Source organism: Sphaerotilus sp. (assembly GCF_031429695.1).
Lineage (GTDB): Bacteria > Pseudomonadota > Gammaproteobacteria > Burkholderiales > Burkholderiaceae_C > Sphaerotilus.
The window spans coordinates 1-26,818 of the sequence record NZ_JANPAB010000080.1 but is presented as its reverse complement, the minus strand read 5'-3'; the positions used below and the strand labels follow the sequence as shown (position 1 = coordinate 26,818).

General features: G+C 67.4%; 27 protein-coding genes. 13 read left to right on the top strand and 14 right to left on the bottom strand.

All coding sequences use genetic code 11. The annotated features are described in order from the left end of the window. Positions 1–24 precede the first annotated feature (24 nt). The 3 genes from nudB to clsB are packed head-to-tail and all read left to right on the top strand — an operon-like array spanning position 25 to position 2,647. Positions 25–522 carry a dihydroneopterin triphosphate diphosphatase gene (nudB, locus tag RMP06_RS15575; RefSeq protein WP_310462705.1) on the top strand — a complete coding sequence of 166 codons (498 nt, stop codon included), beginning with the start codon at positions 25–27 and terminating at the stop codon, positions 520–522. Beyond that, positions 522–1,322, top strand: a complete 801-nt coding sequence (locus RMP06_RS15570; RefSeq protein ID WP_310462704.1) for an endonuclease/exonuclease/phosphatase family protein — start codon at positions 522–524, stop codon at positions 1,320–1,322. Before nudB ends, RMP06_RS15570 begins: the two co-directional genes overlap by 1 nt. Then, the gene (gene clsB / locus RMP06_RS15565; protein WP_310462703.1) at positions 1,319–2,647 is read left to right on the top strand and encodes a cardiolipin synthase ClsB; all 1,329 of its coding nucleotides are present in this window, start codon (positions 1,319–1,321) and stop codon (positions 2,645–2,647) included. Before RMP06_RS15570 ends, clsB begins: the two co-directional genes overlap by 4 nt. Here clsB and RMP06_RS15560 read toward each other — a convergent pair. Together RMP06_RS15560 and htpX are read right to left on the bottom strand one after the other, a co-directional pair. Continuing rightward, entirely contained in the window at positions 2,550–3,809 is a 1,260-nt protein-coding gene (locus RMP06_RS15560; RefSeq protein ID WP_310462702.1) for an acyltransferase family protein, read from the bottom strand. The two genes, clsB and RMP06_RS15560, sit on opposite strands and share 98 nt — an antisense overlap. 97 nt (positions 3,810–3,906) lie before the next feature. Continuing rightward, positions 3,907–4,782: a protease HtpX gene (gene htpX / locus RMP06_RS15555; protein ID WP_310462701.1), complete on the bottom strand. Its 876-nt coding sequence runs from the start codon at positions 4,780–4,782 to the stop codon at positions 3,907–3,909. A 135-nt stretch (positions 4,783–4,917) separates the two neighbouring features. Here htpX and RMP06_RS15550 point away from each other — a divergent pair, with 135 nt between their 5' ends. After that, complete coding sequence (locus RMP06_RS15550; protein ID WP_310462700.1) at positions 4,918–6,144, top strand: MFS transporter; 1,227 nt, start codon at positions 4,918–4,920, stop codon at positions 6,142–6,144. Here RMP06_RS15550 and pyrC read toward each other — a convergent pair. Together pyrC and RMP06_RS15540 are read right to left on the bottom strand one after the other, a co-directional pair. Then, positions 6,112–7,158, bottom strand: coding sequence for a dihydroorotase (pyrC, locus tag RMP06_RS15545; RefSeq protein ID WP_310462699.1), 1,047 nt, complete (start codon positions 7,156–7,158; stop codon positions 6,112–6,114). The two genes, RMP06_RS15550 and pyrC, sit on opposite strands and share 33 nt — an antisense overlap. Then, positions 7,155–8,102 (bottom strand): LysR substrate-binding domain-containing protein, encoded by a 948-nt coding sequence (locus RMP06_RS15540; protein ID WP_310462698.1) that lies wholly within the window; start codon positions 8,100–8,102, stop codon positions 7,155–7,157. Before RMP06_RS15540 ends, pyrC begins: the two co-directional genes overlap by 4 nt. 182 nt (positions 8,103–8,284) lie before the next feature. Between RMP06_RS15540 and RMP06_RS15535 the strand changes: the two genes are divergently transcribed. After that, positions 8,285–8,623, top strand: coding sequence for a hypothetical protein (locus tag RMP06_RS15535; RefSeq protein WP_310462697.1), 339 nt, complete (start codon positions 8,285–8,287; stop codon positions 8,621–8,623). Here the strand turns inward: RMP06_RS15535 and RMP06_RS15530 are convergent. Then, the gene (locus RMP06_RS15530; RefSeq protein WP_310462696.1) at positions 8,581–10,461 is read right to left on the bottom strand and encodes an ABCB family ABC transporter ATP-binding protein/permease; all 1,881 of its coding nucleotides are present in this window, start codon (positions 10,459–10,461) and stop codon (positions 8,581–8,583) included. The two genes, RMP06_RS15535 and RMP06_RS15530, sit on opposite strands and share 43 nt — an antisense overlap. Positions 10,462–10,619: 158 nt before the next feature. On the opposite strand from RMP06_RS15530, the gene RMP06_RS15525 reads away from it, so the two are divergent. From RMP06_RS15525 to RMP06_RS15515, 3 genes are all read left to right on the top strand, one after another. Next, the gene (locus tag RMP06_RS15525) at positions 10,620–10,970 is read left to right on the top strand and encodes an acyl-CoA thioesterase (protein ID WP_310462806.1); all 351 of its coding nucleotides are present in this window, start codon (positions 10,620–10,622) and stop codon (positions 10,968–10,970) included. Between the two features lie 68 nt (positions 10,971–11,038). Further along, complete coding sequence (locus tag RMP06_RS15520) at positions 11,039–11,314, top strand: type II toxin-antitoxin system RelB/DinJ family antitoxin (RefSeq protein WP_310462695.1); 276 nt, start codon at positions 11,039–11,041, stop codon at positions 11,312–11,314. Beyond that, positions 11,301–11,585 carry a type II toxin-antitoxin system YafQ family toxin gene (locus RMP06_RS15515; RefSeq protein ID WP_310462694.1) on the top strand — a complete coding sequence of 95 codons (285 nt, stop codon included), beginning with the start codon at positions 11,301–11,303 and terminating at the stop codon, positions 11,583–11,585. The genes RMP06_RS15520 and RMP06_RS15515 overlap by 14 nt, the downstream gene beginning before the upstream one ends. Before the next feature lie 10 nt (positions 11,586–11,595). Here the strand turns inward: RMP06_RS15515 and RMP06_RS15510 are convergent, their stop codons facing one another. From RMP06_RS15510 to RMP06_RS15480, 7 genes are all read right to left on the bottom strand, one after another. Then, a complete protein-coding gene (locus RMP06_RS15510) occupies positions 11,596–12,372 on the bottom strand; it encodes an SGNH/GDSL hydrolase family protein (protein ID WP_310462693.1) in 777 nt (258 codons plus the stop codon). Between the two features lie 33 nt (positions 12,373–12,405). Further along, positions 12,406–13,176 carry an enoyl-CoA hydratase gene (locus RMP06_RS15505; RefSeq protein WP_310462692.1) on the bottom strand — a complete coding sequence of 257 codons (771 nt, stop codon included), beginning with the start codon at positions 13,174–13,176 and terminating at the stop codon, positions 12,406–12,408. A gap of 146 nt (positions 13,177–13,322) precedes the next feature. Further along, positions 13,323–14,522 carry an acetyl-CoA C-acyltransferase gene (locus RMP06_RS15500; RefSeq protein WP_310462691.1) on the bottom strand — a complete coding sequence of 400 codons (1,200 nt, stop codon included), beginning with the start codon at positions 14,520–14,522 and terminating at the stop codon, positions 13,323–13,325. Between the two features lie 32 nt (positions 14,523–14,554). Beyond that, positions 14,555–16,948, bottom strand: coding sequence for a 3-hydroxyacyl-CoA dehydrogenase/enoyl-CoA hydratase family protein (locus tag RMP06_RS15495; protein ID WP_310462690.1), 2,394 nt, complete (start codon positions 16,946–16,948; stop codon positions 14,555–14,557). A gap of 18 nt (positions 16,949–16,966) precedes the next feature. After that, a complete protein-coding gene (locus RMP06_RS15490; protein ID WP_310462689.1) occupies positions 16,967–17,407 on the bottom strand; it encodes a DUF2147 domain-containing protein in 441 nt (146 codons plus the stop codon). Positions 17,408–17,429: 22 nt separating this feature from the next. Further along, the gene (locus RMP06_RS15485) at positions 17,430–19,232 is read right to left on the bottom strand and encodes an acyl-CoA dehydrogenase C-terminal domain-containing protein (protein ID WP_310462688.1); all 1,803 of its coding nucleotides are present in this window, start codon (positions 19,230–19,232) and stop codon (positions 17,430–17,432) included. Positions 19,233–19,280: 48 nt separating this feature from the next. Continuing rightward, on the bottom strand, positions 19,281–19,931 hold the full coding sequence (locus RMP06_RS15480; RefSeq protein WP_310462687.1) for a TetR/AcrR family transcriptional regulator: 651 nt from the start codon (positions 19,929–19,931) through the stop codon (positions 19,281–19,283). 153 nt (positions 19,932–20,084) lie between these two features. On the opposite strand from RMP06_RS15480, the gene RMP06_RS15475 reads away from it, so the two are divergent. Beyond that, a complete protein-coding gene (locus tag RMP06_RS15475) occupies positions 20,085–20,642 on the top strand; it encodes an HNH endonuclease (RefSeq protein ID WP_310462686.1) in 558 nt (185 codons plus the stop codon). A gap of 40 nt (positions 20,643–20,682) precedes the next feature. After that, positions 20,683–21,153 (top strand): outer membrane lipoprotein, encoded by a 471-nt coding sequence (locus RMP06_RS15470; protein ID WP_310462685.1) that lies wholly within the window; start codon positions 20,683–20,685, stop codon positions 21,151–21,153. A 4-nt stretch (positions 21,154–21,157) separates the two neighbouring features. On the opposite strand, the gene RMP06_RS15465 is transcribed toward RMP06_RS15470, so the two are convergent. Next, a complete protein-coding gene (locus tag RMP06_RS15465; RefSeq protein WP_310462684.1) occupies positions 21,158–22,432 on the bottom strand; it encodes an O-acetylhomoserine aminocarboxypropyltransferase/cysteine synthase family protein in 1,275 nt (424 codons plus the stop codon). Positions 22,433–22,465: 33 nt separating this feature from the next. Continuing rightward, the gene (locus RMP06_RS15460) at positions 22,466–23,800 is read right to left on the bottom strand and encodes a DUF3422 family protein (RefSeq protein ID WP_310462683.1); all 1,335 of its coding nucleotides are present in this window, start codon (positions 23,798–23,800) and stop codon (positions 22,466–22,468) included. A gap of 137 nt (positions 23,801–23,937) precedes the next feature. Here RMP06_RS15460 and groES point away from each other — a divergent pair, with 137 nt between their 5' ends. From groES to RMP06_RS15445, 3 genes are all read left to right on the top strand, one after another. Next, on the top strand, positions 23,938–24,228 hold the full coding sequence (groES, locus tag RMP06_RS15455) for a co-chaperone GroES (RefSeq protein ID WP_179634064.1): 291 nt from the start codon (positions 23,938–23,940) through the stop codon (positions 24,226–24,228). A gap of 60 nt (positions 24,229–24,288) precedes the next feature. Next, positions 24,289–25,935: a chaperonin GroEL gene (groL, locus tag RMP06_RS15450; protein ID WP_310462682.1), complete on the top strand. Its 1,647-nt coding sequence runs from the start codon at positions 24,289–24,291 to the stop codon at positions 25,933–25,935. Positions 25,936–26,192: 257 nt separating this feature from the next. Further along, on the top strand, positions 26,193–26,669 hold the full coding sequence (locus RMP06_RS15445; protein WP_310462681.1) for a pilin: 477 nt from the start codon (positions 26,193–26,195) through the stop codon (positions 26,667–26,669). Positions 26,670–26,818: the final 149 nt, after the last annotated feature.

Genomic DNA, 26,818 nt, shown 5'->3' with positions numbered 1-26,818 from the left:
CATTGCCGCTATGCTTTGCGGATGATGACCAGCCCCCCGCCGAAAATCCCCGAATCCGTCCTCGTGGTCATCCACACGCCCGACCTGCAGGTGCTGCTGATCGAGCGCGCCGACCAGCCCGGCTACTGGCAGAGCGTCACCGGCTCGAAGGATCTGCCGGAAGAATCCCTGCGCGAGACCGCCTGGCGCGAAGTCGCCGAGGAAACCGGGATCCGCGTGGGAACGGCGCAGGTGCCCGATGAGGCGCTGCGCGACTGGTCGCTGCGCAACGTCTACGAGATCTACCCCGTCTGGCGCCACCGCTACGCCGACGGCGTCACGCACAACACCGAACATGTGTTCGGCCTGACCGTGCCTGTCGGCACGCCCGTGACGCTGGCGCCGCGCGAGCATCTGCGGTACGTCTGGCTGCCGTGGCGCGAGGCGGCCGACCGCTGTTTCTCGCCGAGCAACGCCGAGGCGATCCTGCATCTGCCGCAACACTTGCCGCAGCCCCTCCGCCAGCCCGGACTGACCGCCTGATGACCCCAACGATCCCGATGACCCTGCCGGGCGGGCTGGACGGCCCGCGGCTGCGGGTGGCGACCTACAACATCCACAAGGGCGTGCGCGGCGTGGGTCCGCGCAAGCGGCTGGAGATCCACAACCTCGGCCTCGGTGTCGAGGCGCTGGACGCCGATCTGGTGTTTCTGCAGGAGGTGCGCCTGTTCAACCACCGCGACGCGCTGCACTTCGACCGCACCTGGTTTGGCTGGCCGGAGCAGGGGCAGGCCGATTTTCTGGCACCCGAGGGCTACGCCGCGGCTTACCGGACCAGCGCCGTGACCCGCGATGGCGAGCACGGCAACGCGCTGCTGTCGCGCTGGCCGCTGGGCGATGTGGAACACCACGATGTCTCTGACCACCGCTTCGAGCAGCGCGGGCTGCTGCACGTCAAGGTGAGCTGGCGGGGGGTGGACATCCACGCGATCGTGGCGCACTTCGGCCTGATCCACGCCAGCCGTGTCCGGCAGGCGCAGCGGCTGGGCGCCTACATCCGCGCCGAGATCGCGCCGCACGCGCCGCTGGTCGTGGCCGGTGACTTCAACGACTGGGGCGAGCGGCTGGACCCCGTGTTCCACCTCGCCGGCCTCGTGCGCGCCCACCCGCCAGGGCCGCACAGCCGCGCGCCGCGCACCTTTCCCTCGCGCATGCCGCTGCTGTCGCTGGACAGGGTCTATACGCGCGGGATGCGTTGCCACAGCATGAGCGTGCCGCGTGGCCCCGCCTGGGCGCGCATGTCCGACCACCTGCCGCTGCTGGTGGAGCTGGAGCTGACGTGAAGCCCGGCGACCCCGTTCCCATCGATCCGGTGAGCGCGCCGGGGGCGGACCTGGACGGCGAGCCGATGTCCTGGTACCTCGTGCCGCGGCCGGTGTTCCGGGGCGGCAACGAGGTGGAACTGCTGCGTGGCGGCGAGGCGCTGTTCCCGGCCATGATCAGCGCGATCCGCAATGCGCGGTACGAGATCTGGCTCGCCACCTACATCTTCCACGATGACGCAGCGGCCATGGCGGTCGCGGTGGCGCTGGAGCGCGCGGCGCGGCGCGGCGTGCGGGTCCGGGTCGTGATCGACGGGTTCGGGGCACACGACGATCTGGCCGCGATCGTGCCGCGCCTGCAGGCCGCTGGCATCGCGGTGACGGTGTTCCGGCCGCTGGAACGCTGGACGCACTGGCTGCAGCCGGGCCAGTTGCGGCGGCTGCACATGAAGTTGTGCGTGGTCGATGGTGCGGTGGGTTTTGTCGGCGGCATCAACGTCATCGACGACCACGTCGACCTGAACCATGGCCACACCGAGCTGCCGCGGCTGGACTTTGCCGTGCGCGCCACCGGGCCGGTGGTGGCGCCGATGGAGCAGGCGGTGCGGGCGATGTGGTCGCGCTCCTGGTTCGGCCACGACTGGCAGCAGGAGATGCGCACGTTGCTGAACACCGAGCGCCCCGTGCAGCGCCTGCGCGGCCTGATGCGCCAGATGCGGTTGACGCGCCGCGGCCACCGGGTGGCGCTGCTGGACGAGGCGATGCCGCCGGTGCAGGCCGCGTTCGTGGTGCGCGACAACCTGCGCCAGCGCCGCACCATCGAGCGGGCCTATGTCGACGCGATCCGCTCGGCACGGCACCGCATCTGGCTGATCTGCCCGTATTTCTACCCCGGCCAGGAGTTCCGGCGCGCGCTGTGCAAGGCGGCGCAGCGGGGCGTGCAGGTGCGCCTGCTGATGCAGGGCAAGCCGGATTTCCGCATCGCCGCGATGGCCGCCCGCGTGCTGTACGACGAGCTGATGCGCCACGGCATCGAGATCTACGAGTACGTTCCGGCCTTCCTGCACGCCAAGGTGATGCTGGTCGACGACCACTGGGCGACGGTGGGCAGCTCGAACATTGATCCCATTTCGCTGCTGCTCAACCTGGAGGCGAACATGATCGTGCGTGACGTGACCTTCGCGCAGGATCTGGCGGTGGAGATCGGCCGGGCGCTGGCCCAGTCCGAGGAAATCACTGTCCAGCGCGTCAAGTCGCAGGGCTGGGCCGGGCTCGCGCCGCGGGTACTGATCGAGTGGGCGGCCTATGTGTACCTGCGCGTGGCGGGTGTGGCCGGTCGCTATTGACCCTGCGCTGACGAGGGCGCAGGCGTTCCCGCAGCGGCTGCTCGAACCACTGGAACGAGGCCCACGCCACCACCACGAGTGCGGCGATGGCCGCCAGGATCCCCAGCGACGGCGGGCCGCCCAGCCGCACGATGGCGTTGCGGACCGGGTGCACGACAAAGGGGTGGTAGAGGTACATGCCGTAGGAGATCTGGCCGATCAGCACCAGCGCCGGGGCGTTGAGCAGGGTGGCCGTGGTGCCGCGCCCCGTGGCCTTGATCAGCACCAGTGGCAGCAGCGCGCAGACCAGGACTGTCTCCAGCGCAAAGCCGTAAAGCTGCTGGTCCGCCACGACACCTGTGTCCCGCAACAGCGATGTCGACAGCAGCAGCCCCGCCACCAGCACCGGCAGCGGCCAGCGCTGGCGGGCAAGCTGTTCGAAATAACGCCGCCAGCGCGGTGTCTTCAGCAGCACGGCGAGCAGGCAGCCCGCGGCGAGCTGGTCCATGCGGGTCTCCAGCGCACGGTAGAGGTAGACCTCGCCGACACCGAAACCGAAGATCAGCACCGCCTTGTAGCTCCAGACCAGTGGAATCGACACCGCCAGCGCCACGCGTGGCGAGTGGCCACGGCGGAGCAGCGCGGCCAGCAGGAAGGGCCAGATGAAGTAGAACTGCTCCTCCACCGCCAGCGACCAGCAATGCGACAGGTAATGCGCCGCGGCGCCGGTGAATGCCTGGTAGTAGTTGGTGCTGTAGAACACCGTCGACACCACCGCGCTCCAAGGGATCGGCTGGTTGCGCAGCGCCAGCAGCCCCATGCCGACCAGCAGATAGGCCAGGCTGGCGGGCAGCAGCCGGGCGATGCGGCGCTGGTAGAAGGCCCCCAGCGCAATGCGCCCATGATGCTCATGCTCGCCGAGCAGCAGCCAGGTGATCAGGAAACCGCTGATCACGAAGAACAGCTCGACCCCCACCGAACCGTCGAAGACCATCACGGGTCCGATCCAGTCCATGCCCAGGTGGTTGACGATGACCAGAAGGACCGCGAGCGCGCGCAGTGCGTCCAGCCCGGCCATGCGCGGCTGTTGCAAGGCGGTGAGCAGCACGGGCGACCGCGGGCGCATCGGTGACGCTTCGCGGATCCATGGGCCGCGGAGCGGGTGGTCGATGACGGAATTCATGGCCCTCCCTGTGGCAGCAGTCGTGTAACTTTTAGTTACATTGATTTTCGCTGACCAACAAGGCGCATTCCTGAAGCCCCGCTTGGGGCGCCGCAGCTCAGGGCGTGTTCTGGAGGGCGCGGATCCGGTCCTCGATCGGCGGGTGGCTGGAGAACAGCGCCATCAGTCCGCTCGGGCGACCCGAGATGCCCATCGCCGCCATGGTCTTGGGCAGTTCACCCGGCTCCAGCCCACCCAGACGGGCCAGCGCGTGCACCATCGGGCGGCGGTCGCCCATCAACTGCGCGGCGCCGGCGTCGGCGCGGAACTCGCGCTGGCGCGAGAACCACGCGACGATCATCGACGCGACCACGCCCAGCAGCAGGTCCATCACCACCGTGGTGGCCAGGTAGCCGATGCCGGGGGCGTCCCGGCTGTTCTTCAGGATCATCCGGTCGATGACGTAGCCAACCACGCGCGAAATGAAGACGACGAAGGTGTTCAGCACGCCCTGGATGAGCGTCATCGTCACCATGTCGCCGTTGGCGACGTGGGCGATTTCATGGCCGACGACAGCCTCGACTTCCTCACGGCTCATGCTGTTGAGCAGGCCTGTGGACACCGCCACCAGCGCCGAGTTGCGGAATGCGCCCGTCGCGAACGCATTGGGTTCGCCGTCGTAGACGGCCACCTCAGGCATGTCGATGCCAGCTTTCTCGGCGAAGCGCGCGACGGTGGTGACCAGCCAGCGGTGCATCGGGTCGCCCGAGCCGTTGATGACCTGCGCGCCGGTGCTCCACTTCGCCATGGGCTTGCTGATCAGCAGCGAGATGACCGCGCCGGTGAAGCCCATGAACAACGAGAACAGCAGCAGCGTGCCGAGATTGAGGCCCTGCGCATCGAGGTAGCGGTTGATGCCGAGCACGCTGGAGGCGATGCCCAGCACCAGCATCACGGCCAGGTTGGTGAGCAGGAACAGGAAGATGCGTTTCATGGCGCGGATCCTTGGTAACCGTCGGGGTGGGGGTGGTGACGGATTGACAGCGTATCTGAGGGTTCTACACCAGTGCAACAAGGGGGTGTTCGTCTGGACAATGGACCTTTTATGGCGATGAAACCGGTTCCATTCATGCAATCCACCGCAATTCCATCTACTGTCACCCCACCTGAGGTCGTCCGGGCCCGGGTGGCGGTGGCGCTGCTGTTCATCGCCAACGGCATGGGCTTCGCGAGCTGGGTGTCGCGCATCCCGGCGGTGCGCGCGCCGCTGGGCCTGAGCGAGGGCGAACTCGGCTCGGCGTTGCTGTGCATGGCGATCGGCGGCCTGATCGCCTTCGGCCCGACCGGCCACGGCGTGCAGCGCTGGGGCGCGCGGCGGGTGACGCTGTGGGTCTCGCTGGCCTACGGTGCCTTGCTGGTCTTGCCGACCCTGGCCCCGAATGGCTGGACGCTGGGTCTGGCGCTGGCGCTGTTCGGTGCCGCCAACGGCGCGATGGATGTGGCGATGAACGCGCTGGCCGTCGAGGTGGAGCAGCGGGTGGGGCGGCCGATCATGTCCTCGCTGCATGGCTTGTGGAGCGCGGGCGGGCTGGCCGGTGCCTTGCTCGGCGGCTGGCTGGCGCACCAGAGCGTCTGGCCGGGCTGGCATCTGGCGGGTGTCGGGGTGGCGGCGATCGGCGCCGTGCTGTGGGCGCGTCACTGGCTGGGCGGACACATCGGCGAGGTCCACGCCGCCGAGGAAGAGGCCCCGCGCTGGGCCCGGCCCGAGGCTGCGCTGGCGGGACTGGGGGCGATCATCTTTGCAGCCTTCCTGATCGAGGGTGCGATGGCCGACTGGAGCGCGGTCTACCTGAATGGGGCGCTCGGCACCACGCAGGCCGAAGCCACGCTGGGCTACAGCGTGTTCGCGCTGGCCATGATGGCGATGCGCTTCGCGGGTGACCGGCTGGTGCTGCACTGGGGCGCGGTGCCGATGCTGCGCACGCTGAACGCGCTGGCGGGTGTCGGATTGGCGGCGGCACTGGTCAGCGGCAGTCTGGCGGTGACGCTACCGGCGTTCGCGCTGACCGGGCTGGCCATCGGCACCGTGGCGCCGCTGGTGTTCAGCGCGGCGGCGCAGCGCTCGCGGCGTGGCGCCGGACAGGGCATCGCCGCGATGGCGACGCTGGGCTACAGCGGTTTCCTGATCGGCCCACCCGTGATCGGCTGGCTGGCGCAGGCGACCTCGCTGCAGGTGGCGCTGGGGGTTCTGGTGCTCCTGGCCGGTGTGATCGCCGCGCTGGCAGAGCATCTGGCGCCCGCTGTCGCGGCGGCACCCGCGGTGTCAGTCGACGAGGCGCCAGCTCAGCGTCTCTGAGCCGCACAGCGGCTTGAGTTCCGCATCGCCATAGGGCAGCGATTCCGGCAGCGTCCACGGCGCGCGGCGCAGGGTGACGGTGCCGGCGTTGCGCGGCAGGCCGTAGAAGTCCGGGCCGTGGTGGCTGGCGAAGCCTTCGAGGCGGTCGAGGTGGCCGGCGCGCTCGAAGGCTTCGGCATACAGCTCGATCGCCGACAGCGCGGTGTAGCAGCCGGCGCAGGCGGCGGCGTGCTCCTTCAGGTGGGCGGCGTGGGGCGCACTGTCGGTGCCGAGAAAGAACTTCGGGCTGCCCGAGGTGGCCGAGGCCACCAGCGCGCGGCGGTGTTCCTCGCGCTTGAGCACGGGCAGGCAGTAGTAGTGCGGCCGCAGCCCGCCGGTGAAGAGGGCGTTGCGGTTGTAGAGCAGGTGGTGCGCGGTGATGGTCGCGGCGGTGTGCGGGCCGGCTTCGGCGACGTACTGGGCGGCATCGCGGGTCGTGATGTGCTCGAAGCAGATCTTCAGCTCAGGGAAGGCGTCGCGCAGCGGCTCCATCACCTGCTCGATGAAGCGGGCCTCGCGGTCGAACACGTCCACCGCCGGATCCGTGACCTCGCCGTGCACCAGCAGCAGCAGGCCTTCGCGCTGCATCATCTCCAGCGTCGCGTGGGTCTTGCGGATGTCGGTGACACCGGCGTCGCTGTTGGTCGTGGCACCGGCCGGGTAGAGCTTGAGTGCGACCACACCGGCATCCTTGGCGCGGCGAATCTCGTCGGGCGGGGTGATGTCGGTGAGGTACAGCGTCATCAGCGGCGTGAAGTCGACGCCGGCCGGCACGCAGGCCTGGATGCGCTCGCGGTAAGCCACCGCCTGCGCGGCTGTGGTCACTGGCGGACGCAGGTTGGGCATGATGATCGCCCGGCCGAACTGGCGCGCGGTGTGCGGCACGACCGCCGCCATCGCGGCGCCGTCGCGCACGTGCAGATGCCAGTCGTCGGGGCGGGTAATCCGGAGGGTGGGGGCGGTGGCGAGCGTCATAGCCCGCGATTCTCGCCCAGCTTGGAGACACGCAGGAATTCCCACAATGCCTGCGCCGCGGGCTTGTTGTGGCGAGACACCTCGGGCCGTTCGCGGTACAGGCGCACCTCGATCGTCACCTCGAAGGCCGAACCCGACTGCCGAGGACCGGCGGGTACCAGCCGGCGCGCGCTCACTTCCTTGCGTACCGAGCTGGCGGGCAGGAAGGCCAGTCCATGGCCTTCGAGCGCCATCGCCTTGAGCCCTTCGGCCATGTCGGTCTCGTAGATCGGGTCGAGGTAGATCGCCTCGCTCGACTGCTTGAGCAGCAGGTCGACCATGCGGCCGAGGTAGGCCCCGGTCGCGTAGCCCAGATAGGGCACCTTGTCATGCGGCCGGCCCGGCAGGCGGAACAGCGGGTCGCCGTCGGCATTGGCCCGCGCATAGGGCGCCAGGGTTTCGGTGCCGAGGCTGAGCATCTCGTAGCGTTCGGGGTTGAGCTGCAGTGGCTGCGAGGCGTGGTGGTAGGCCAGCAGCAGGTCGCACGAGCCTTCGGTGAGCTGCATCACCGCGTCGTGCACGTTCATGCCGACGAGGCGGCTCTTGAACGCGCCGAAGCGCTGGCGCAGCTCCATCACCCAGTGCGGGAAGAAGGTGAACGCGAGCGAGTGCGGCACGGCGAACTCGATCATGTCCTGGCTCGACGTCTGGTGGCCCCGCATCAGGTTGCGCGCAGCCTGCAGGCAGCCCAGGATCTCCAGCGCCTGCGGCAGCAGCGTCTGTCCGGCGGAGGTGAGCCGCGTCGGATAGGACGAGCGGTCGACGAGGTCGATCCCCGCCCAGGCTTCGAGCGCCTGGATGCGGCGCGAGAACGCCGGCTGCGTCACATGCCGCAGCTGGGCCGAGCGCGAGAAGCTGCGCGTCTCGGCCAGGCTGGCGAAGTCTTCAAGCCATTTGGTTTCCACGGGGTCAGTGTAGCGATGCCGGCCTTGTCACGACATCAGGGACACCATGCGTTCTTTTCATTTGGAAATTAGTGGTAATCCCTTATTTCATGGTTAGCATCCACCTTTGCGTGTTTCGGCTTGACCCGCACCACCTCCATTCCATGAAGCCTGCTCCTGTTCGTGTTTCTGACGCTCCTGCCGTGCAGCCCAACACCACCTTGCAGATGCGCCATCCCGTGACGGGAGAAAACTTGCTCGTGTCGATGGGCTACGCGTGGTCGGTGCTGCTGCTCGGGCCGATCGAGCTGGTCCGGCGCCGCGACTGGCCCCTGGCCGCCGTCAGCGTCTTGCTGCCGATCCTGGGGCAGATCCTGCTGGCACCATGGGCCAACCGGGCCTATCTGAAGCGGCTGCTGCGCCGCGGCTTCCGGGCTGTCAGCACGGAGCCTGGCCATGTCAGCCGCATCGAGTGGCAGCTCGGCATGCAACTGCCGCGCTACACCGGTCGCAGCAGCAAGTCTGCGGAGGGATCCGCCTGATCGGCTGCTGCTCCACGCCCGCTCTGCTGCAGTCGCCACATGCGGGCGTAGACCCCATCGAGGGCCAGCAGCTCGGCATGGCTGCCCTGCTCGGCGATCCGGCCGTGCTGCAGCACGACGATGCGGTAGGCATCGACCACCGTGCTCAGCCGGTGGGCGATGACCAGCGCGGTCTTGCCCTTCGCCGCGTTCGCGAGTTCCGTTTGAATCGCCCGCTCGTTGGCCGAATCCAGCGCCGAAGTCGCTTCGTCGAAAATCAGGATCGGCGGGTTCTTCAGCAGCGTGCGGGCGATCGCCACGCGCTGTTTCTCGCCGCCTGACAGCTTCAATCCCCGTTCGCCGACCATCGTGTCGTAGCCCTTGGGCTGCGCGGCAATGAAATCGTGGATGTGTGCAGCGCGGGCGGCGGCCTCGATCTGCGCCTGGGTCGCCCCCGGCCGGCCGTAGCCGATGTTGTAGCCGATGGTGTCGTTGAACAGCACCGTGTCCTGCGGCACGATGCCGATGGCGCGGCGCACGCTGTCCTGCGTCACGTCGCGCAGATCCTGTCCATCGATGGTGATGCGTCCGCCGCCGTGGCCTGGGGTCGTCGCGTCCACGTCGTAGAAGCGGTAGAGCAGCCGCGCCAGCGTGCTCTTGCCCGAGCCGGACGGCCCGACCACCGCGACCGTCTGCCCGCCCGGAATCTCGAAGCTCACGTCGTGCAGGATCGGTCGATCGGCGTGGTAGGCGAAGTTCACCGACTCGAAGCGCACAGTGGCCGATCCGATCGCCAGTGTCGGCGCGCCGGGGCGGTCGGCAATCTCGCGTTCGCGCTCCATCAGGCGGAACATCTTGTCCAGGTCGGTCAGGCTCTGCTTGATCTCGCGGTAGAGCACGCCCAGGAAATTCAGCGGGATGTAGAGCTGGATCAGCAGCGCGTTCACCATCACCAGATCGCCCAGCGTCAGCCGGTGGTCCACCACGCCAGCCGTGGCGCGCCAGAGCATCGCCACGAGGCTGGTCGCGATGATGAGCTGCTGCCCGGCGTTGAGCAGCGACAGCGTGCTCTGTGACTTGATTTGCGCACGCCGAAAGGCGTCCAGACCCTCGTCGTAGCGGCGCGACTCGAAATCCTCGTTGTTGAAGTATTTGACAGTCTCGTAGTTCAGCAGCGCGTCGATGGCGCGGCTGTGCGCCTTCGAGTCCAGCTCGTTCATCTCGCGGCGGAACTGGGTGCGCCATTCGGTGAGGCTGATGGTCAGCGTGCCGTAGGCGACCAGCGCCGCCAGCGTGATCCACACGAAGCCCATGTCGAAGCGGCTGCCGAGCAGCGTCAGCACCAGCGTCAGCTCCACCAGGGTCGGCACGATGGTGTAGAGCGAGTAGCTCACCAGCGACTGCAGCGCCCGGGTGCCGCGCTCGATGTCGCGGGTCAGGCCGCCGGTCTGGCGGTCGAGGTGGAAGCGCAGGCTCAAGGCGTGCAGGTGGCGGAAGGTTTCGAGCGCGATGCGCCGCGCCGCGCCGTGGGTGGCCTTGGCGAAGACGAGTTCGCGCAGCTCGGTGAACACCGTCGTCGAGAGCCGCAGTCCGGCGTAAGCCAGCAGCAGCCCGAGCGGCACCACGACGAGCGCCCGCGGATCGCCGATCGGGATCGCCAGGTTGTCCACCAGTTCCTTCAGCAGCAGCGGCACGCCGACGTTTGCCGCCTTGGCCGCGACGACGAACACCAGCGCCAGCACCATGCGGACGCGGTATTCCCACAGGTAGGGGCCGAGGCGCTTCAGCGTGGTCCAGTCACTGCGGGGCGTGCCGGCAGGGTGGGCGGTGGCGGGTTCGATCGAGGAATGGCGGCGCATCGTGGGCGTGTCGGGGGTGGAACTTGGTGAAAGAATGGCACCTGCAACCGAGGTGCCAACCCATGAGTGTGAACGAAGCAAACGTCCCGCGTTTTTCCAGCCCGCCGCCGGTCCACGGCGGTGAACCCGGCTCGCACCAGCGCGAACTGGTGCTGCGCATGATGCCCATGCCGTCTGACGCCAATGGCAACGGCGACATCTTCGGCGGCTGGATCATGGCGCAGGTGGACATCGCCGGCGCCGTGCTGCCGGCGCGCATCGCCAAGGGCCGCATCGCCACGGTGGCGGTGAACCAGTTCATTTTCAAGCAGGCGGTGTCGGTGAGCGACCTGCTGAGCTTCTATGCCACGGTGGAGCGCATCGGCAACACGTCGGTGACGGTGCATGTCGAGGTCTACGCGGAGCGCAATCCGGCGGATCCGAAGACGGTCAAGGTGACGGAGGCGAATCTGACGTATGTGGCGATTGACCGGGAGGGGCGGCCACGGTCGATTCCGAAGCCTGCTTGAAGGGATGAAGGCTCGCCTTGTAGTCACAAGAGGACTACAGTGGTGATATTCATCACCGAGGCATCACCATGACCACCACTGCCACTGCTGATACCTATGTTCGTGCGCGGATCGACGCCGCCACCAAGGAACGCGCGGCCGAAGCCCTCGAAGCCATGGGGTTGTCGATCTCCGACGCGATTCGCCTGCTGATGCTGCGGGTGGCCGACGAGCGCCGACTGCCCTTCGAGGTCAAGGCACCGAATCCCACCACCCGCAGGGCGATCGCAGAACTGGAGTCCGGCAAAGGCAAGCGCGCCGCCAGCGTGGCAGCACTGATGGCAGATCTGAATGCGGACGATTGAGTACGCAAATGCCTTCAAGAAGGATTTCAAGCGGATCAAGGCTACACCGCGCCATCGGCAGGACGTGGAACTGCTGCTGACCGCTGTTCTGATCCTTCTGGCGGACGACCAGGTGCTGCCTGTCCACCAGCGCGACCATGACCTGACAGGAAATTGGTCGGGCTACCGCGAGTGCCACCTCAAGCCCGACCTGCTGCTGATCTACCGGAAGCCAGAGATCGACACGCTCAGGCTTGCCCGCCTGGGGTCGCACAGCGCGCTGTTTGGCTGATGCTGGGTGCTCAAGTCGCAGGTCGCATCAGCGGCCGGTAGTCAGCGGCGATCTGCAGCGCCAGCGCCTCGCCCCAGCGTTGGTAGAGCGCGGGGCCGGGGTGGAAGCCGTCACTGGCCATGAGTTCGCGCACGTCGTCCCTGCGGGCGTCGAAGGGCATCTCGAAGTAGGCGCGTGTGCCCGAGTCGGCGGTCCACTGCACCAGTGCCGCGTCCAGTGCCCGCGCCGAGCGGCCCAGCACCCAGCGCAGCGGCTGCGGCAGCAGCGGGAACAGGTGCATCGGCGGCACCGCCGTGGCCACGGTCTGGTGGACCCCGGCCAGCTCGCACGCGCAGGCTTCCAGCGCGTCAAGCTGCGCGGTCCAGCGGCGCGGGCCGGTCTGTTGAACCGCGTCGTTCACGCCCAGCGCCATCACCATGATGTCGGCCGGCGGCAGCCGCCCCTGGGCCGAGAGTTCGCGCAGCGCGGCGGTGGCGTCCGCGGTGGTCCAGCCAGTGCGGGCCACGAGTTGCCAGGCGATCGGCGCCTTCAGCCGCCGCGCCAGCGCCTGGCTCAGGCGACCAGCGAGCGCCTCGTCCTGTGTCACTGCGCCCACGCCTGCGCCCGACGAATCTCCCACGATCAGCAGCCGCAGCCGCGGCATCGCACCCCCTTGGGGGTCTTGGCCCGTCAGGCCGAGCCGCGGCCCGCTGGCTTCGGGCAGGCGCGGCGCTTCACGGCGAACTTGTCGGCCTTGCCAGAGCAACAGGGGAGACAGGGCGACTTTGGCGGCGGTGAAGGTGGGCATCGGCAGGCAGGCGGGCGCGCTCGGGGCGCGCGTTCAGGTGAACGACGAAAAATCGGGCTTGCGTTTCTGGAAGAACGCCTGGAACGCTTCCTGCGCTTCAGGGCTGCGCAGGCGCTCGGAGAAGATCGCGGCTTCGTTGGCGATGACGGCGCGCACCTGCTCGCGCTGCGGCGCCCGCATCAGCCGCTTGGTGTCGCGCACGGCACCCGGTGGCAGCGTGTTGAAGCGCTCGGCCACGCGGCGGGCGTGGTTGACCACCTCGCCAGTCGGCAGCACGGCGTTGGCAATGCCGCACTCGACCGCATCGGCCCCCGTGAACGGATCGCCCAGCAGCAGCTTCTCGGCCGCCTTGGCGTGGCCCATCAACTGCGACACGAGCAGGCTGGAGCCGTACTCGGGCACCAGGCCCAGGCCCACGAATGGCATCGCCAGCCGCGCCTCGTCGCTCACGTAGGCGAAATCGCAGTGCAGCAGCATCGTCGTGCCGATGCCGATCGCCGCGCCCGTGACCGCCGCGATCACCGGCTTCTCGCACTCCAGCAGCGCCACCATGAACTGGAAGACCGGCGAGTCCATGCCCTGCGGCGGGCGCTGCATGAAGTCCTCCAGGTCGTTGCCCGAGGTGAACACGCCCGGCTGCCCGGTGATCAGGATCGCGCGCACCGCGCCATCCGCCTGTGCGGCACGCAGCGCGTCGGCCATGGCGGTGTACATGGCCATGGTCAGTGCGTTCTTCTTCTCGGGGCGGGCGATCTCGATGGTGGCCACGCCATTGAAGGTGGCGGTCTTGATGCTGGTGCTCATGGGGTCTCCTCGGGCAACTGGGGATGGTAAATGCGCCGCCGTGGTCAATCACGACGGCTTGTTGATGGCTTGTTGCGTGTGAAACAAAAAAGCCGCCGCACCGGACGGTGAAGCGGCTGGACTCGGTCGGTCGATGCCTGCGTCGATCAGACGCGCTCGAAGATCCCGGCCGCGCCTTGTCCGGTGCCGACGCACATCGTCAGCATGCCGTATTTCATCTCGTGCCGCCGCAGCGCATGCACGATGGTCGCCGCCCGGATCGCACCGGTCGCGCCCAGCGGATGGCCGAGCGCGATGGCGCCGCCCATGCGGTTGACCTTGCTAGGATCGAGTCCGACGGTGTTGATCACGGCCAGCGCCTGCGCGGCGAAGGCTTCGTTCAGCTCGATCCAGTCCATCTGGTCCAGCGTCAGCCCCGCGTTGCGCAGCGCGGCCGGGATCGCCTCGATCGGGCCGATGCCCATGATCTCCGGTGGCACGCCCCGGCTGGCGTAGCTGACGAAGCGCGCCAGCGGCTTCAGGTCGAACTGGCGCACCGCCTTTTCGCTCGCCAGGATCAGCGCGCCCGCGCCGTCGCTGGTCTGCGAGCTGTTACCCGCCGTGACACTGCCCTTGGCGGCGAAGACCGTCTTGAGCTTGGCCAGCCCTTCGAGCGAGGTGTCGGCGCGCGGGCCTTCGTCGAGGCGCACGGTGCGGGTGCGGGTGCTGATCTCGCCGGTGACGAGGTCGGGCGTGCGTTCGGTGATGTCGAACGGCGTGATCTCGTCGGTGAACTCGCCGGCCGCCTGTGCCGCGAGTGCCTTCTGGTGCGAGGCGAGCGCGAAGGCGTCCTGTGCTTCGCGGCTGACCTTCCACTGGTTCGCCACCTTCTCGGCTGTCAGGCCCATGCCGTAGGCGATGCCGACGTTTTCGTCCTTGTCGAAGATGCTCGGGTTGAAGCTCGGCGAGTTGCCGCTCATCGGCACCATGCTCATGCTCTCGGCGCCGCCCGCGATCATCACGTCGGCCTCGCCCACGCGGATGCGGTCGGCGGCCATCTGGATCGCGCTCAGGCCGGAGGCGCAGAAGCGGTTGACGGTGATGCCGCCCACCGAGTTCGGCAGCCCCGCCAGCAGCGCACCGACGCGGGCCATGTTCAAGCCTTGCGGGCCTTCCGGCATCGCGCAGCCGATGATGGCGTCCTCGATGGCCTTGGGGTCCAGCGACGGCACCTGGGCCAGCGCGCCCCGCAGCGCGGCGACCAGCAGGTCATCCGGCCGAGTGTTGCGGAAGAAACCCCGGTGCGAACGGCCGATCGGGGTGCGGCTGGCGGCGACGATGTAGGCGTCTTGCAGTTGTTTGCTCATGGAATGTGCTCCGTTGGCGTCGTCGGCCGGGTTCAGTTGCGCACCGGCTTGCCGGTCTGCAGCATGCCCATGATGCGTTCCTGGGACTTGGGGTGTTCGAGCAGCGCGCAGAAGTGCTTGCGTTCCAGCGCCATCAGGTATTCCTCGGTGACGAGGGTGCCCGCGTCCACCTCGCCGCCGCAGACCACGTCGGCGATCCGGCTGGCGATGTGGAAATCGTGGGCGCTGATGAAGCCGCCGTCGCGCATCGCCACGAGGCTCGCCTTGATCGTGGCGATCGCGCTGCGGCCGGCGACCGGGAACAGCGCCTTGGCCGGGGCGCGGTAGCCGGCGTTGGCCATCGCCCTGGCCTGGCTGATCGCGACGTGCAGCAACTCGTCCTTGTTCGGCACGATGATGTCGCTGTCCAGCAGGTAGCCGAGCTTGCGCGACTCGATCGCGCTGGTGCCGACGGTGGCCATCGCCGCCGCCTGGAAGCCGTCCTTGACGAAGGCCAGCAGGTCGCTGCCCGGCACGCTCGCCGCTCGTTCAGCCGCCCGGCGTGCGATGTAGGCCAGTCCGCCGCCGCCCGGGATCAGCCCGACGCCGACCTCGACCAGCCCGACATAGCTCTCCATCGCCGCGACCCGCTGCGCCGAGTGGACCGCCAGCTCGCAGCCCCCGCCCAGCGCCAGCCCGCGCACGGCAGCGATCACCGGCACGCTGGCGTAGCGCACGCGCAGCATCATGTCCTGCAGCTTCTTTTCCTCGGGCGCGATGCCCTTGGCGCCGAGCTTCATGAACACCGGCATCAGCGATTCGAGGTTCGCGCCCGCCGAGAACACGTCGTCCGGCGACCAGATCACCAGGCCCTGATAGCCCGCTTCCGCGAGTTCGACCGCCTTCAGCAGCCCCTCGGTCACGGTCGGGCTGATCAGGTGCAGCTTGGCGGTGATGCTGGCGATCAGCACCTCGCCGTCCAGCGTCCAGACGCGCACTTCCTCGTTGCGGAACACCTCGGTGCCGCTCTTCAGCGCATCGACCGCGCCGCCACCGACGAGGCTCTCGGGGAAATGCTGGCGCTGGTAGACCGGCAGCGCCGAGCGCGGCACGTAGGCGCCGGCCGCAGCGGACCACGAGCCTTCCGGCGTGTGGACACCCGTGCGGCCGTCGAACACCCAGGCGGGCAGCGGCGCGTTGCACAGCGCCTTGCCGGCGTCGATGTCTTCCTGCACCCACTTGGCGACCTGCTGCCAGCCGGCTTCCTGCCACAGCTCGAACGGCCCCTGCTTGGCGCCGAAGCCCCAGCGCATCGCGAAGTCCACTTCACGCGCCGAGTCGGCGATCGTCTGCAGATGCACGGCCGCGTAGTGGAACCCGTCGCGCAGGATCGCCCACAGGAACTGCGCCTGCGGGTTGCTCGATTCGCGCAGCAGCTTCAGGCGCTCTGCGGCGGGTTTCTTCAGGATGCGGTCGATGATCGGGTCGGCCTTGCCCCCCGACGGCACGTACTCGCCCTTGGCCGCGTCCAGCCGCAGGATGTCGCGGCCGACCTTCTTGTAGAAGCCAGCGCCGACCTTCTGCCCCAGCGCGCCCTTGGCGATCAGCGCCGACAGCACCGGCGGCGTCGCGTAGGACGGGAAGAAGGGATCGTCGGCCTTGTCCGGGCCGAGGTTGTCCTGCAGCGTGCGGATGACGTGCGCCATCGTGTCCAGCCCGACCACGTCCGCGGTGCGGAAGGTGCCGGAGCTGGCGCGGCCGAACTTCTTGCCCGTCAGGTCATCGACCAGATCGACGCTCAGGCCGAACTGGTTCGCCTCGTGCATCGTCGCCAGCATGCCGGCGATGCCGACGCGGTTGGCGATGAAGTTCGGCGTGTCCTTGGCGCGCACGACGCCCTTGCCGACGGTCGAGGTGACGAAGGTTTCGAGCTGGTCGAGGTAACGCGCCTCGGTGGTCGGCGTGGCGATCAGCTCCACCAGATACATGTACCGCGGTGGATTAAAGAAATGAATGCCGCAGAAACGCGGTTTCAACGCCTCGGGCAGGCCGTCCGACAGCGTCGTGATCGACAGGCCGGAGGTGTTCGAGGCCAGGATCGCGTGCGGCGCGATGAAGGGTGCGATCTTGGCGTAGAGGTCGTGCTTCCAGTCCATGCGCTCGGCGATCGCTTCGATCACGAGGTCGCAGTCCTTCAGTAGGTCCAGGTGCTCCTCGTAGTTCGCGGCCCGGATGCGGGCGGCGTCCTCGCTCACGCCGAGCGGCGCGGGCTTGAGCTTCTTGAGGTTGTCGATGGCCTTCTGCGCGATGGCGCTCTTCGGGCCTTCCTTGGCGGGCAGGTCGAACAGGATGACCGGCACCTTGACGTTGACCAGATGCGCGGCGATCTGCGCGCCCATCACGCCGGCGCCGAGCACGGCGACCTGGCGGACATTGAAACGGCTCATGAGGGCTTCCTTCGGGGGTTATTCGACGCGAATCCACGTCTGCGTGCGGCCCAGCATCGGCACGCCGATGTAGCCGCGCAGCTCCATCTGCTTGCCGCCATCGACCGGCTTCATGCGGACCTTGTAGGTCTTGCCGTTGTTGGGGTCGAGGATTTCGCCGCCGTCCCACAGCGTCTTGTCATCGAGGCTGGCCCGCACGCCCTTGATGATGGTCATGCCGAGAATGGGCTGGTCCTTGCGCTCGTCGCTGCACTTCTCGCAGCGGGCGTCCTGCTTGGCTGCATCGAAGACCTTCTCGACCTTGGCGGAGAAGGTGCCGGCGTTGTCGGTGATGCGCACCAGCGACTTCTCGGTCTTGCCGTCGTCGTCGATGGTTTTCCACAGGCCGGCGGGCGTGGACTGGGCGGCAGCGGCGAGCGACGCGCCAGCCAGGGCGAGGGCGATCAGGGTGGATTTCATGGCGGGTTCCTTTCCTGCAGGGTCAGAACATCGACTCGTCCATCGCCATCAGCGGCGCGAGGCCGGCGCGGGCGGTGCGGATCAGCGACGCCGTTTCGGGCAGCAGCTTGGCGAAGTAGAAGCGGGCAGTGTGCAGCTTGGCGACGTAGAACGGGTCCGGGTTGGCACCTTGCTCCTTCAGCCGGTCCAGCGCAATCATGGCCATGCGCGCCCAGAGGTAGGCGAACACCAGGTGCCCGACCACGCGCAGGTAGTCCACCGCCGCCGCGCCCACTTCGTCCGCATTGCCGAACGCCTTCATGCCCAGCTCGGTCGTCAGCTTGGTCACCTTGTCGCCGAGGTCGGCCAGCGGGTTGATGAACTCCTGCATGTCGTCGCGCAGCCCGGCGTCTTCGGCGAACTCGGCGATCTTCTGGCCGAACGCCTTGAGCTTCTTGCCGTTGTCGGCGAGCACCTTGCGGCCGAGCAGATCCAGCGACTGGATCGTGTTCGTGCCCTCGTAGATCATGTTGATGCGGGCATCGCGCACGTACTGCTCCATGCCCCATTCCTTGATGTAGCCGTGGCCGCCGAAGACCTGCATGCAGTGCGAGGTGGCGATCCAGCCGTTGTCGGTCAGGAAGGCCTTGATGATCGGCGTCAGCAGCGCGACCTCATCCGCCGACGCCTTGCGCACGTCCTCGTCCGGGTGGCTGAGTTCCTGGTCGAGCATCAGCGCGGTATGCACGCACAGCGCCCGGCCGGCTTCCGCATAGGCTCGGGCGGTCAGCAGCATCTTGCGCACATCGGGATGCACGATGATCGGATCGGCCGCCTTCTCCGGCGCCTTCGGGCCGGACAGCGCACGCATCTGCAAGCGGTCCTTCGCATACGCGACGGCGTTCTGATACGCCACTTCGGTCAGCCCGAGCGACTGCATCCCCACGCCCAGGCGGGCCGCGTTCATCATCACGAACATCGCGGCCAGGCCCTTGTTTGGCTGACCGACCAGCGTGCCCACCGCGTCTTCGAGCACCAGTTGCGCGGTCGCGTTGCTGGTGATGCCCATCTTGTGTTCGAGGCCGGCGCAGAAGATGCCGTTGCGCCCGCCGAGCGAGCCGTCGGCGTTGACGTGGAACTTCGGCACGAGGAACAGCGAGATGCCTTTCGAGCCGCTCGGGGCATCCGGCAGGCGGGCCAGCACGAGGTGGATGATGTTGTCCACCATGTCGTGCTCGCCGGCGGAGATGAAGATCTTGGCGCCGTTGATCTTGTAGGTGCCGTCGCCCAGCGGCTCGGCCTTGGTGCGCAGCAGGCCGAGGTCGGTGCCGCAATGCGGTTCGGTCAGGCACATCGTGCCGGTCCACTCGCCGCTGCTCAGCTTGGGCAGGTAGGTGGCCTTCTGCTCGGGCGTGCCGTGGGCATGCAGGCTTTCATAGGCGCCGTGCGACAGGCCGGGGTACATCGTCCACGCCTGGTTGGCGCTGTTGAGCATCTCGTAGATGCACTGGTTGACGACGAGCGGCAGGCCCTGGCCGCCATACACTGGGTCGCAGCTCAGCGCCGCCCATCCGCCTGCAACGTACTGCGCATACGCCTCCTTGTAGCCCTTGGGCGTGCGCACTTCGTGGGTCACCTTGTCGAGCGTGCAGCCCTCTTCGTCACCGCTGCGGTTGAGCGGGAAGAGCACCTGCGAGGCGAACTTGCCACCTTCTTCGAGGATGGCGTTGATGGTCTCGACATCCAGATCCGCGTGGGCGGGCAGGGTCTTGAAGGTGTCGGTGACTTGCACGAGTTCGTGCAGGACGAACTGCATGTCGCGCAGCGGCGGGTTGTACTGGGGCATGGGACGTTCCTCGGGAAAAGGTCAGAAAGGTCAGGAAGATCGGTCGGATCAGTTGATGGCCGCTCGGTAGCGGGCCAGCACATTCAGGAAAGCTTGTTCGGCGCGTGCGAAGGCGCCGGGACTGCGCAGGAAGCGCGCGTCGTGGTGCAGCGCCAGCACGAGGCCGTGCAGCTCGAACAGCATCTGACAGGCATCGGTGTCGGCGCGCAGGTGGCCGGCTTCACGGGCCAGGGTGATGGCGCGGGCCAGCCCGGTGTGCCAGGTGCGCACCATGTCCACCAGCGCGTCGCGCACCGGGCCGGGCCGGTCGTCGAACTCGACCGCGCCGCTGATGTAGATGCAGCCCGAGTCGATTTCCACGCTGACCCGTGCCAGCCAGCGGCGGAACATCACCTCCAGCCGGGGCAGGCCGCGCGGCTCGTGCAGCGAGGGGTAGAACACCTCCTCCTCGAAGCGCGCGTGGTACTCGCGGACGACCGACATCTGCAACTCCTCGCGGGAGCCGAAGTGCGCGAAGACACCCGACTTGCTCATGCCGGTGATGTCGGCCAGCGTGCCGATGGACAGGCCTTCCAGCCCCTTCTGCGAGGCCAGGCTCAGCGCGGCGTCCAGGATCGAGGCGCGTGTCTGCTGGCCCTTGTGGGCAGCGCGGGCGCCGGATCGGGCGGGCCGGGAGGCTTCGAGTGGAGTGGAGGTCACGGCGTGGAATAAAACGAACGATCGTTCTATTCTGATCGAAGAACTCCACGCGGCCACTGCGGATCTCCCTCAAATACCTAGAGTCAAAACTCTAGTCTGGTCGCGGTGGGCATCCCCGCACGGTCTGTCTTATGCTCACGCAAGGATCTTGCCATGGACGTGCTGCAACTCGATGTCTCGGGTCGCCCTCAGGCGTGGATTTCACCCCATGAGGCGGCCAACCTCTATGTCTGCGATGCGGTCGCGTGGACAGTGGGCGAGCCGTGCCTGGTGCTGCGTGGCGGTATCCAGCGGGTCAGTGGCGTGCAGTCGCGGCTGGAGCTGCATCCGATCATCGCCGTGCGCGGCACGGTGCCGACGCGGGCCTGGCGCCAGGTGCCAGCGCTGTCCAACCCGAAGCTGTTCGCCCGCGATCGCCGCGTCTGCGCCTACTGCGGTCAGCACACCCACGACGACCACCTGACCCGCGAGCACATCGTGCCGACCTCACGCGGCGGCGAGGACACGTGGATGAACTGCATCACCGCCTGCCGCGGTTGCAACGGCCGCAAGGGCAATCGGCTGGTTCAGGAATGCCGCATGGAATTGCTTTACCTTCCGTACATCCCCAGTCTGCACGAGGACATGATCCTCAAGGGTCGGCGTATCGTGGCGGACCAGATGGAGTTCCTGCTGGCCAGCGTGCCCCGGCACAGCCGCCTGTACGGCTGATCCAGCGACTCCGAAGTTCAGAACATTCACAGGTTTCCCCATGAAAGCACTCTTCGTCACCACCGTGACTGCCGCCGCGCTCCTGCTCGGCGCCTGCTCCACCACCAGCCCGGACGTGATCCGCCCCGGCGACGCGCAGCGCCTGTCCACTGTGCAGGACGCGGTCGTGCTCAACGTGCGGCCCGTGGTGGTCGAGGGCCAGCAGCAAGGCATCGGCGGCACCTCGGGTGCCGTGGTCGGCGGCATCGCCGGCAGCTCGGTCGGCGGTCGGCGCGAGGGCATGGTGATCGGGGTGCTCGGCGCCGTGGCCGGCGCGGTCATCGGCAATTCGATCGAGCGCTTCGGCACACGGGAAGAGTCGGTCGAGATCCTGCTGCAGTTGCCCAGCGGCGAGCGCCGGGCGCTGGTGCAGGCCAAGGGCAACGAGAACTTTGCGCCCGGCGAGGCGGTGATCCTCGTCTCGACCGGGGGCAAGACGCGGGTGATGAAGGCGGTGGCCGTGGCGCGCTGAGGGGTCAGACCGCCGCGAGCGCTTGGTCGAGGTCGGCCATCAGGTCGTCGATGTGCTCGATGCCGACCGACAGCCGCAGCATGTCCTCGCTCACGCCCGCCTTGGCGAGTTCGTCGGGGTTGAGCTGGCGGTGCGTGGTCGAGGCCGGGTGCGTGGCCAATGACTTCGCATCGCCGATGTTGACCAGCCGCGTGAACAGCTTGAACGCGTCCAGTACCCGCGCCCCTGCCTCGCGCCCACCTTCCTTCAAGCCGAAGCTCAGGATGCCCGAGGCGCGGCCACCCATCTGCCGCTGCACCAGCGCATGGTCCGGGTGGTCGGCCAGGCCCGCGTAGTTCACCCACGCCACCTTCGGGTGGTGCTTCAGGAACGTGGCCAGCGCCAGCGTGTTGTCGCAGATGCGGTCCATGCGCAGCGCCAGGGTCTCGATGCCCTGCAGGATCAGGAAGGCGTTCATCGGCGCGATCGCCGCGCCCATGTTGCGCAGTGGCACGACGCGGGCGCGGCCGATGTACGCCGCCGGGCCAAGGGCTTCGGTGTAGACCACGCCGTGGTAGCTCACGTCCGGCTCGTTCAGGCGCTTGAAGCGTTCCTTGTGCTGCGCCCACGGGAAGGTGCCGGAATCGACGATGGCGCCTGCGACGCTGTTGCCGTGGCCGCCCATGTACTTCGTCAGCGAATGCACCACGATGTCCGCGCCGTGTTCGATCGGGCGGCACAGGGCGGGCGATGGCACCGTGTTGTCCACGATCAGCGGCACGCCCGCCGCGTGCGCGACGGCGGCCAGCGCGGCGATGTCGGTGACGTTACCGAGCGGGTTGCCGACCGATTCGCAGAAGACCGCCTTGGTGCGTTCGTCGATCAGCGCGGCGAAGGTTTCCGGCTTCGTCGCGTCGGCGAAGCGGGTGGTGATGCCCATCTGCGGCAGCGTGTGCGCGAAGAGGTTGTAGGTGCCGCCGTAGAGCTGGCTGGCCGAGACGATGTTGTCGCCGGCTTCGGCGATGGTCTGGATGGCGTAGGTGATCGCCGCCATGCCCGAGGCGACGGCCAGCGCAGCGAGGCCACCTTCGAGGGCGGCGACACGCTGTTCCAGCACGTTTTGTGTTGGATTCATGATCCGGGTGTAGATGTTCCCGGCTACCTTCAGATCGAACAGATCCGCGCCGTGCTGCGCGTTGTCGAAGGCGTAGGCCACCGTCTGGTAGATCGGCACAGCCGCGGCCTTGGTGGTCGGGTCAGGGCTGTAGCCGGCGTGGACGGCGAGGGTTTCGAGCTTCATCGGGGTCTCTCCTGTCGGGTGGGGCAGTGCTCTTCAGTGGGCCTGATCGGCGTGCAGGCGCTTGTGGATGCGCCGGGTGGTGGTCCAGACCGCCCACAGCACCAGCGGGATCATGGCACCGGCGAGCAGGTCCGGGTTCACCGGCAAACCCGCGACCTTCGCCGCCTTGGCCCCGTAGTACAGCAAGCTCATCACGTAATAGGAAATCGCCGCGATCGACAGCCCTTCCACCGTCGATTGCAGCTTGAGCTGCAGCTCCTGCCCGCGCGTGAGCTGGGCCAGGAGCTGCTGGTTCTGCGCCTCGGCGGCGATGTCCACCCGTGTACGCAGCAGGCCGCTGGCGCGTTCGACGCGCTGCGACAACGCCGCCAGCCGCTGCGCCGTGGCACCGACCGTCGCGATGGCGGGCGTGAGGCGGCGCTGCATGAACTCGCCGATGCCCTGCGTGCCGGAGATGGGCTTTTCGCGCAGCTCGGCGATGCGCTGGCCGACGATGGCGTGGTAGGCCTGTGTGGCGGAGAAACGGTACTGGTGCAGCGCGGTGGCGCGTTCGACCTTGGCCGCCAGCGCGACCAGCGTGTCGAGCAGTTCCTGGTCGCTGGCCTGCTTGTTTTCCAGGCGTGCAGTGATGTCGGCCAGCGCGGCCTCGGCCTCGCTCAGCATCGGCGCCAGCGACTTGGCCGCCGGCAGGCCGCGCAGCGCCATCAGGCGGTAGGTTTCCAGCTCCAGCAGGCGCTGCGAGATGCGGCCGGCGCGCGTTTCGGTGGTGCTGGGCGGGGCGATCACGAGCATGTGCTCGAAGCCGCTGTCGCGCAGCCGGAAGGTGGTCACCGCGATCGAGTGGCCGAAGGTGCCCATGATCGAGGCCACCACGCCGCGCCCGCCGAGCCACTGCTGGCCCAGGCGTGCGGCGGCCGGTGCGTTCGAGATGTCGCCGATCAGCAGCGCGAGCTTGATGGCGGCGATCGTGCGGCCGGGGAGGGTGCGCAGCCAGTCGGTGTCCACCGCCAGCATGTCGAGGGCGGGCGGGGTGGGTGCGTCCAGACCGGCGCCTTCGGGTAGCGCCTGCACGATCGAGTAGCGGGTGAACTCGCTGTGGCGCTCCCACTTGAGGGTGCAGTTGGCGAGCCGGATGCGCAGGAAGCTGGTGCTCAGCTCGGCCAGCCGCAGCCCCTCCTGCCCCGGCAGACGCTTCAGATGCTCCCACTCGTCCTCGCGGCTCACCCCGTCGTTGAGCACCGCGACATAGACCACCAGCGCGGGCAGCCGGATGCGGGCGGTTGGCCGGGCGTGGACCTCGTCGTGCAGCGTGGCGCGCAGCACGTCGTCTGGGGGCAGGGCGGTGCGGGCGTCGGGCAGGGCGTTCATGGGCAGAAGATTAGCGGTTTCTCTGCACCTGCCCTCTTGAAAGCGGGCGGACCGTTCCTATAATCAGTTCTGTTAGCACTCGCCAGGGGTGAGTGCTAGTTCGTTTTTGGTCCCGTATTCCGTATCTAGGAGATGCAATGAAACTTCGTCCTCTGCATGACCGCGTCATCGTCAAGCGTCTTGAGCAAGAAACCAAGACCGCCTCGGGCATCGTGATCCCCGACAACGCCGCAGAGAAGCCCGACCAGGGTGAAGTGCTGGCCGTCGGCCCGGGCAAGCGCAACGACAAGGGTGACTTCATCGCCCTGAACGTCGCCGTGGGCGATCGCGTCCTGTTCGGCAAGTACAGCGGCCAGTCGGTCAAGGTTGATGGCGACGAACTGCTCGTGATGCGCGAAGAAGACCTCTTCGCCGTCGTCGGCAAGTAAGCCGCGCAGGCTTCGTCCGTCCATCCCACCCAGATTTTTTGAAAATTCCGGAGTCAGAACATGGCAGCTAAAGACGTTATTTTTGGTGCAGACGCCCGTCACCGCATGGTTGAAGGCGTGAACATCCTGGCCAACGCGGTCAAGGTCACGCTCGGTCCCAAGGGCCGCAACGTCGTGCTGGAGCGCTCGTTCGGCGCCCCGACCGTGACCAAGGACGGTGTGTCCGTGGCCAAGGAAATCGAACTCAAGGACAAGCTGCAGAACATGGGCGCGCAGATGGTCAAGGAAGTCGCTTCCAAGACCTCTGACAACGCCGGTGACGGCACCACCACCGCCACCGTGCTGGCGCAAGCCATCGTGCGCGAAGGCATGAAGTACGTGGCCGCCGGCATGAACCCGATGGACCTGAAGCGCGGCATCGACAAGGCGGTCACCGCCCTGGTGATCCAGCTGAAGGCCGCTTCGAAGGCCACGACGACCACCAAGGAAATCAGCCAGGTCGGCTCGATCTCCGCCAACAGCGACACGTCGATCGGCGAGATCATCGCCAAGGCGATGGACAAGGTCGGCAAGGAAGGCGTCATCACCGTCGAAGACGGCAAGTCGCTGGACAACGAACTCGACATCGTCGAGGGCATGCAGTTCGACCGCGGCTACCTGTCGCCGTACTTCATCAACAACCCGGAAAAGCAGTCGGCGATCCTGGACAACCCCTTCGTGCTGCTGTACGACAAGAAGGTGTCCAACATCCGTGACCTGCTGCCGACGCTGGAGCAAGTCGCCAAGGCTGGCCGCCCGCTGCTGATCGTCGCGGAAGACGTGGACGGTGAAGCACTGGCCACGCTGGTGGTGAACACCATCCGCGGCATCCTGAAGGTCGTGGCCGTCAAGGCGCCGGGCTTCGGCGACCGCCGCAAGGCCATGCTGGAAGACATCGCCATCCTGACGGGCGGCAAGGTCATCGCCGAAGAAGTCGGCATGTCGCTGGACAAGGTCACGCTGGCTGATCTGGGCCAGGCCAAGCGCGTCGAAGTGGGCAAGGAAAACACCATCCTCATCGATGGCGCCGGTACCGCCGACATCATCGAAGCGCGTGTCAAGCAGATCCGCATCCAGATCGAAGAAGCGTCGAGCGACTACGACCGCGAGAAGCTGCAAGAGCGCGTGGCCAAGCTGGCCGGTGGTGTTGCCGTCATCAAGGTCGGTGCTGCCACCGAAGTCGAGATGAAGGAAAAGAAGGCCCGTGTCGAAGACGCGCTGCACGCCACCCGTGCCGCCGTCGAAGAAGGCATCGTGGCTGGTGGCGGCGTGGCCCTGCTGCGTGCGCGTCAGGCTGCTGGCGTCATCGCCGGTGACAACGCGGACCAGGACGCCGGCATCAAGCTGGTCCTGAAGGCCATCGAAGCCCCGCTGCGCGAAATCGTGGCCAACGCCGGTGGCGAGCCGAGCGTGGTCGTGAACGCCATCCTGGCCGGTTCGGGCAACTACGGCTTCAACGCCGCCAACGACACCTATGGCGACATGATCGACATGGGCATCCTGGACCCGACGAAGGTGACCCGCACCGCGCTGCAGAACGCCGCGTCGGTCGCGTCGCTGATGCTGACCACCGAGTGCATGATCGCTGAAGCACCGAAGGACGATTCGCCTTCGATGGGCGGCGGCGGCATGGGTGGCATGGGCGACATGGGCGGCATGGGCATGTAATGTCCGCTGCCTGAGCCTTGCGCTCAGTGCCAAGCAGAAAGGGCCGCAGCGATGCGGCCCTTTTTTTGTGGGGTGACGCATCCTGTCCGTGGCGCGAGGAATGTGACATTTTTTGGCAGCACCGAGCCGGCCAAGCACCGTTTCTGGTCGCATCAACCCTGCAATTGGGGGTGAATCGGGTGATTTCTGGTCGATTCGGGGCTGGCACGGCCCCTGCACAGTAGAAGCATCTTCACCCACCCATTGCAGGAAGCACCATGAAGCGAGTTCAACAAGGTTTCACGCTGATCGAACTGATGATCGTTGTCGCGATCATCGGCATCCTGGCCGCCGTGGCGCTGCCGGCGTATCAGACGTATACGAAGAAAGCCCGAATGTCCGAGGCGATCCTGGCGGCATCGGCATGCCGAACCACGGTGACCGAGGCCTATCAAACGGCCCCCAGCACGGTCATGAGCGTCGCCGCGAACGCATGGGGATGCGAAGCCACCGCAGGTTCGGCCTCCAAGTACGTCAGCAAGATCGAAACGACTGCCAATACCGGCTTTATCACGGTCACGATGCAGGGCTTCGGTGATGCCACAATCGACACCAAGACTTTGACGTTGCAACCCGAGATTTCGGCGGGCGTGCTAGCGACAGTCAACGACGGCGGCAAGGCGATCTGGGCTTGGCAATGTGGCCAAAGCACCACCTCCGTCGACAAGAAATTCCTGCCAGGTTCCTGCAAGTAGCCGCTGTTTAGGAAGTCAAGAGGGCGGCCGCGGGGCCGCCCTTTCACATGCGTTGTTCACTTTGCTGGCTGAGGTGGACTTTGGCATTTGCCGAAATAGTGCCGCCGGGCCCACACTCGTCAGCGTCTGCGCAGCCAAGCACGCGGTGG

Excerpts from the sequence above, each read along its gene's own strand:
- nudB (WP_310462705.1), top strand. The coding sequence starts at position 25 with ATGACCAGCCCCCCGCCGAAAATCCCCGAATCCGTCCTCGTGGTCATC.
- RMP06_RS15570 (WP_310462704.1), top strand. The coding sequence starts at position 522 with ATGACCCCAACGATCCCGATGACCCTGCCGGGCGGGCTGGACGGCCCG.
- RMP06_RS15560 (WP_310462702.1), bottom strand. The coding sequence starts at position 3,809 with ATGAATTCCGTCATCGACCACCCGCTCCGCGGCCCATGGATCCGCGAA.
- htpX (WP_310462701.1), bottom strand. The coding sequence starts at position 4,782 with ATGAAACGCATCTTCCTGTTCCTGCTCACCAACCTGGCCGTGATGCTG.
- RMP06_RS15550 (WP_310462700.1), top strand. The coding sequence starts at position 4,918 with ATGCAATCCACCGCAATTCCATCTACTGTCACCCCACCTGAGGTCGTC.
- pyrC (WP_310462699.1), bottom strand. The coding sequence starts at position 7,158 with ATGACGCTCGCCACCGCCCCCACCCTCCGGATTACCCGCCCCGACGAC.
- RMP06_RS15530 (WP_310462696.1), bottom strand. The coding sequence starts at position 10,461 with ATGCGCCGCCATTCCTCGATCGAACCCGCCACCGCCCACCCTGCCGGC.
- RMP06_RS15525 (WP_310462806.1), top strand. The coding sequence starts at position 10,620 with ATGATGCCCATGCCGTCTGACGCCAATGGCAACGGCGACATCTTCGGC.
- RMP06_RS15520 (WP_310462695.1), top strand. The coding sequence starts at position 11,039 with ATGACCACCACTGCCACTGCTGATACCTATGTTCGTGCGCGGATCGAC.
- RMP06_RS15515 (WP_310462694.1), top strand. The coding sequence starts at position 11,301 with ATGCGGACGATTGAGTACGCAAATGCCTTCAAGAAGGATTTCAAGCGG.
- RMP06_RS15510 (WP_310462693.1), bottom strand. The coding sequence starts at position 12,372 with ATGCCCACCTTCACCGCCGCCAAAGTCGCCCTGTCTCCCCTGTTGCTC.
- RMP06_RS15505 (WP_310462692.1), bottom strand. The coding sequence starts at position 13,176 with ATGAGCACCAGCATCAAGACCGCCACCTTCAATGGCGTGGCCACCATC.
- RMP06_RS15500 (WP_310462691.1), bottom strand. The coding sequence starts at position 14,522 with ATGAGCAAACAACTGCAAGACGCCTACATCGTCGCCGCCAGCCGCACC.
- RMP06_RS15495 (WP_310462690.1), bottom strand. The coding sequence starts at position 16,948 with ATGAGCCGTTTCAATGTCCGCCAGGTCGCCGTGCTCGGCGCCGGCGTG.
- RMP06_RS15490 (WP_310462689.1), bottom strand. The coding sequence starts at position 17,407 with ATGAAATCCACCCTGATCGCCCTCGCCCTGGCTGGCGCGTCGCTCGCC.
- RMP06_RS15485 (WP_310462688.1), bottom strand. The coding sequence starts at position 19,232 with ATGCCCCAGTACAACCCGCCGCTGCGCGACATGCAGTTCGTCCTGCAC.
- RMP06_RS15475 (WP_310462686.1), top strand. The coding sequence starts at position 20,085 with ATGGACGTGCTGCAACTCGATGTCTCGGGTCGCCCTCAGGCGTGGATT.
- RMP06_RS15470 (WP_310462685.1), top strand. The coding sequence starts at position 20,683 with ATGAAAGCACTCTTCGTCACCACCGTGACTGCCGCCGCGCTCCTGCTC.
- RMP06_RS15465 (WP_310462684.1), bottom strand. The coding sequence starts at position 22,432 with ATGAAGCTCGAAACCCTCGCCGTCCACGCCGGCTACAGCCCTGACCCG.
- RMP06_RS15460 (WP_310462683.1), bottom strand. The coding sequence starts at position 23,800 with ATGAACGCCCTGCCCGACGCCCGCACCGCCCTGCCCCCAGACGACGTG.
- groES (WP_179634064.1), top strand. The coding sequence starts at position 23,938 with ATGAAACTTCGTCCTCTGCATGACCGCGTCATCGTCAAGCGTCTTGAG.
- groL (WP_310462682.1), top strand. The coding sequence starts at position 24,289 with ATGGCAGCTAAAGACGTTATTTTTGGTGCAGACGCCCGTCACCGCATG.
- RMP06_RS15445 (WP_310462681.1), top strand. The coding sequence starts at position 26,193 with ATGAAGCGAGTTCAACAAGGTTTCACGCTGATCGAACTGATGATCGTT.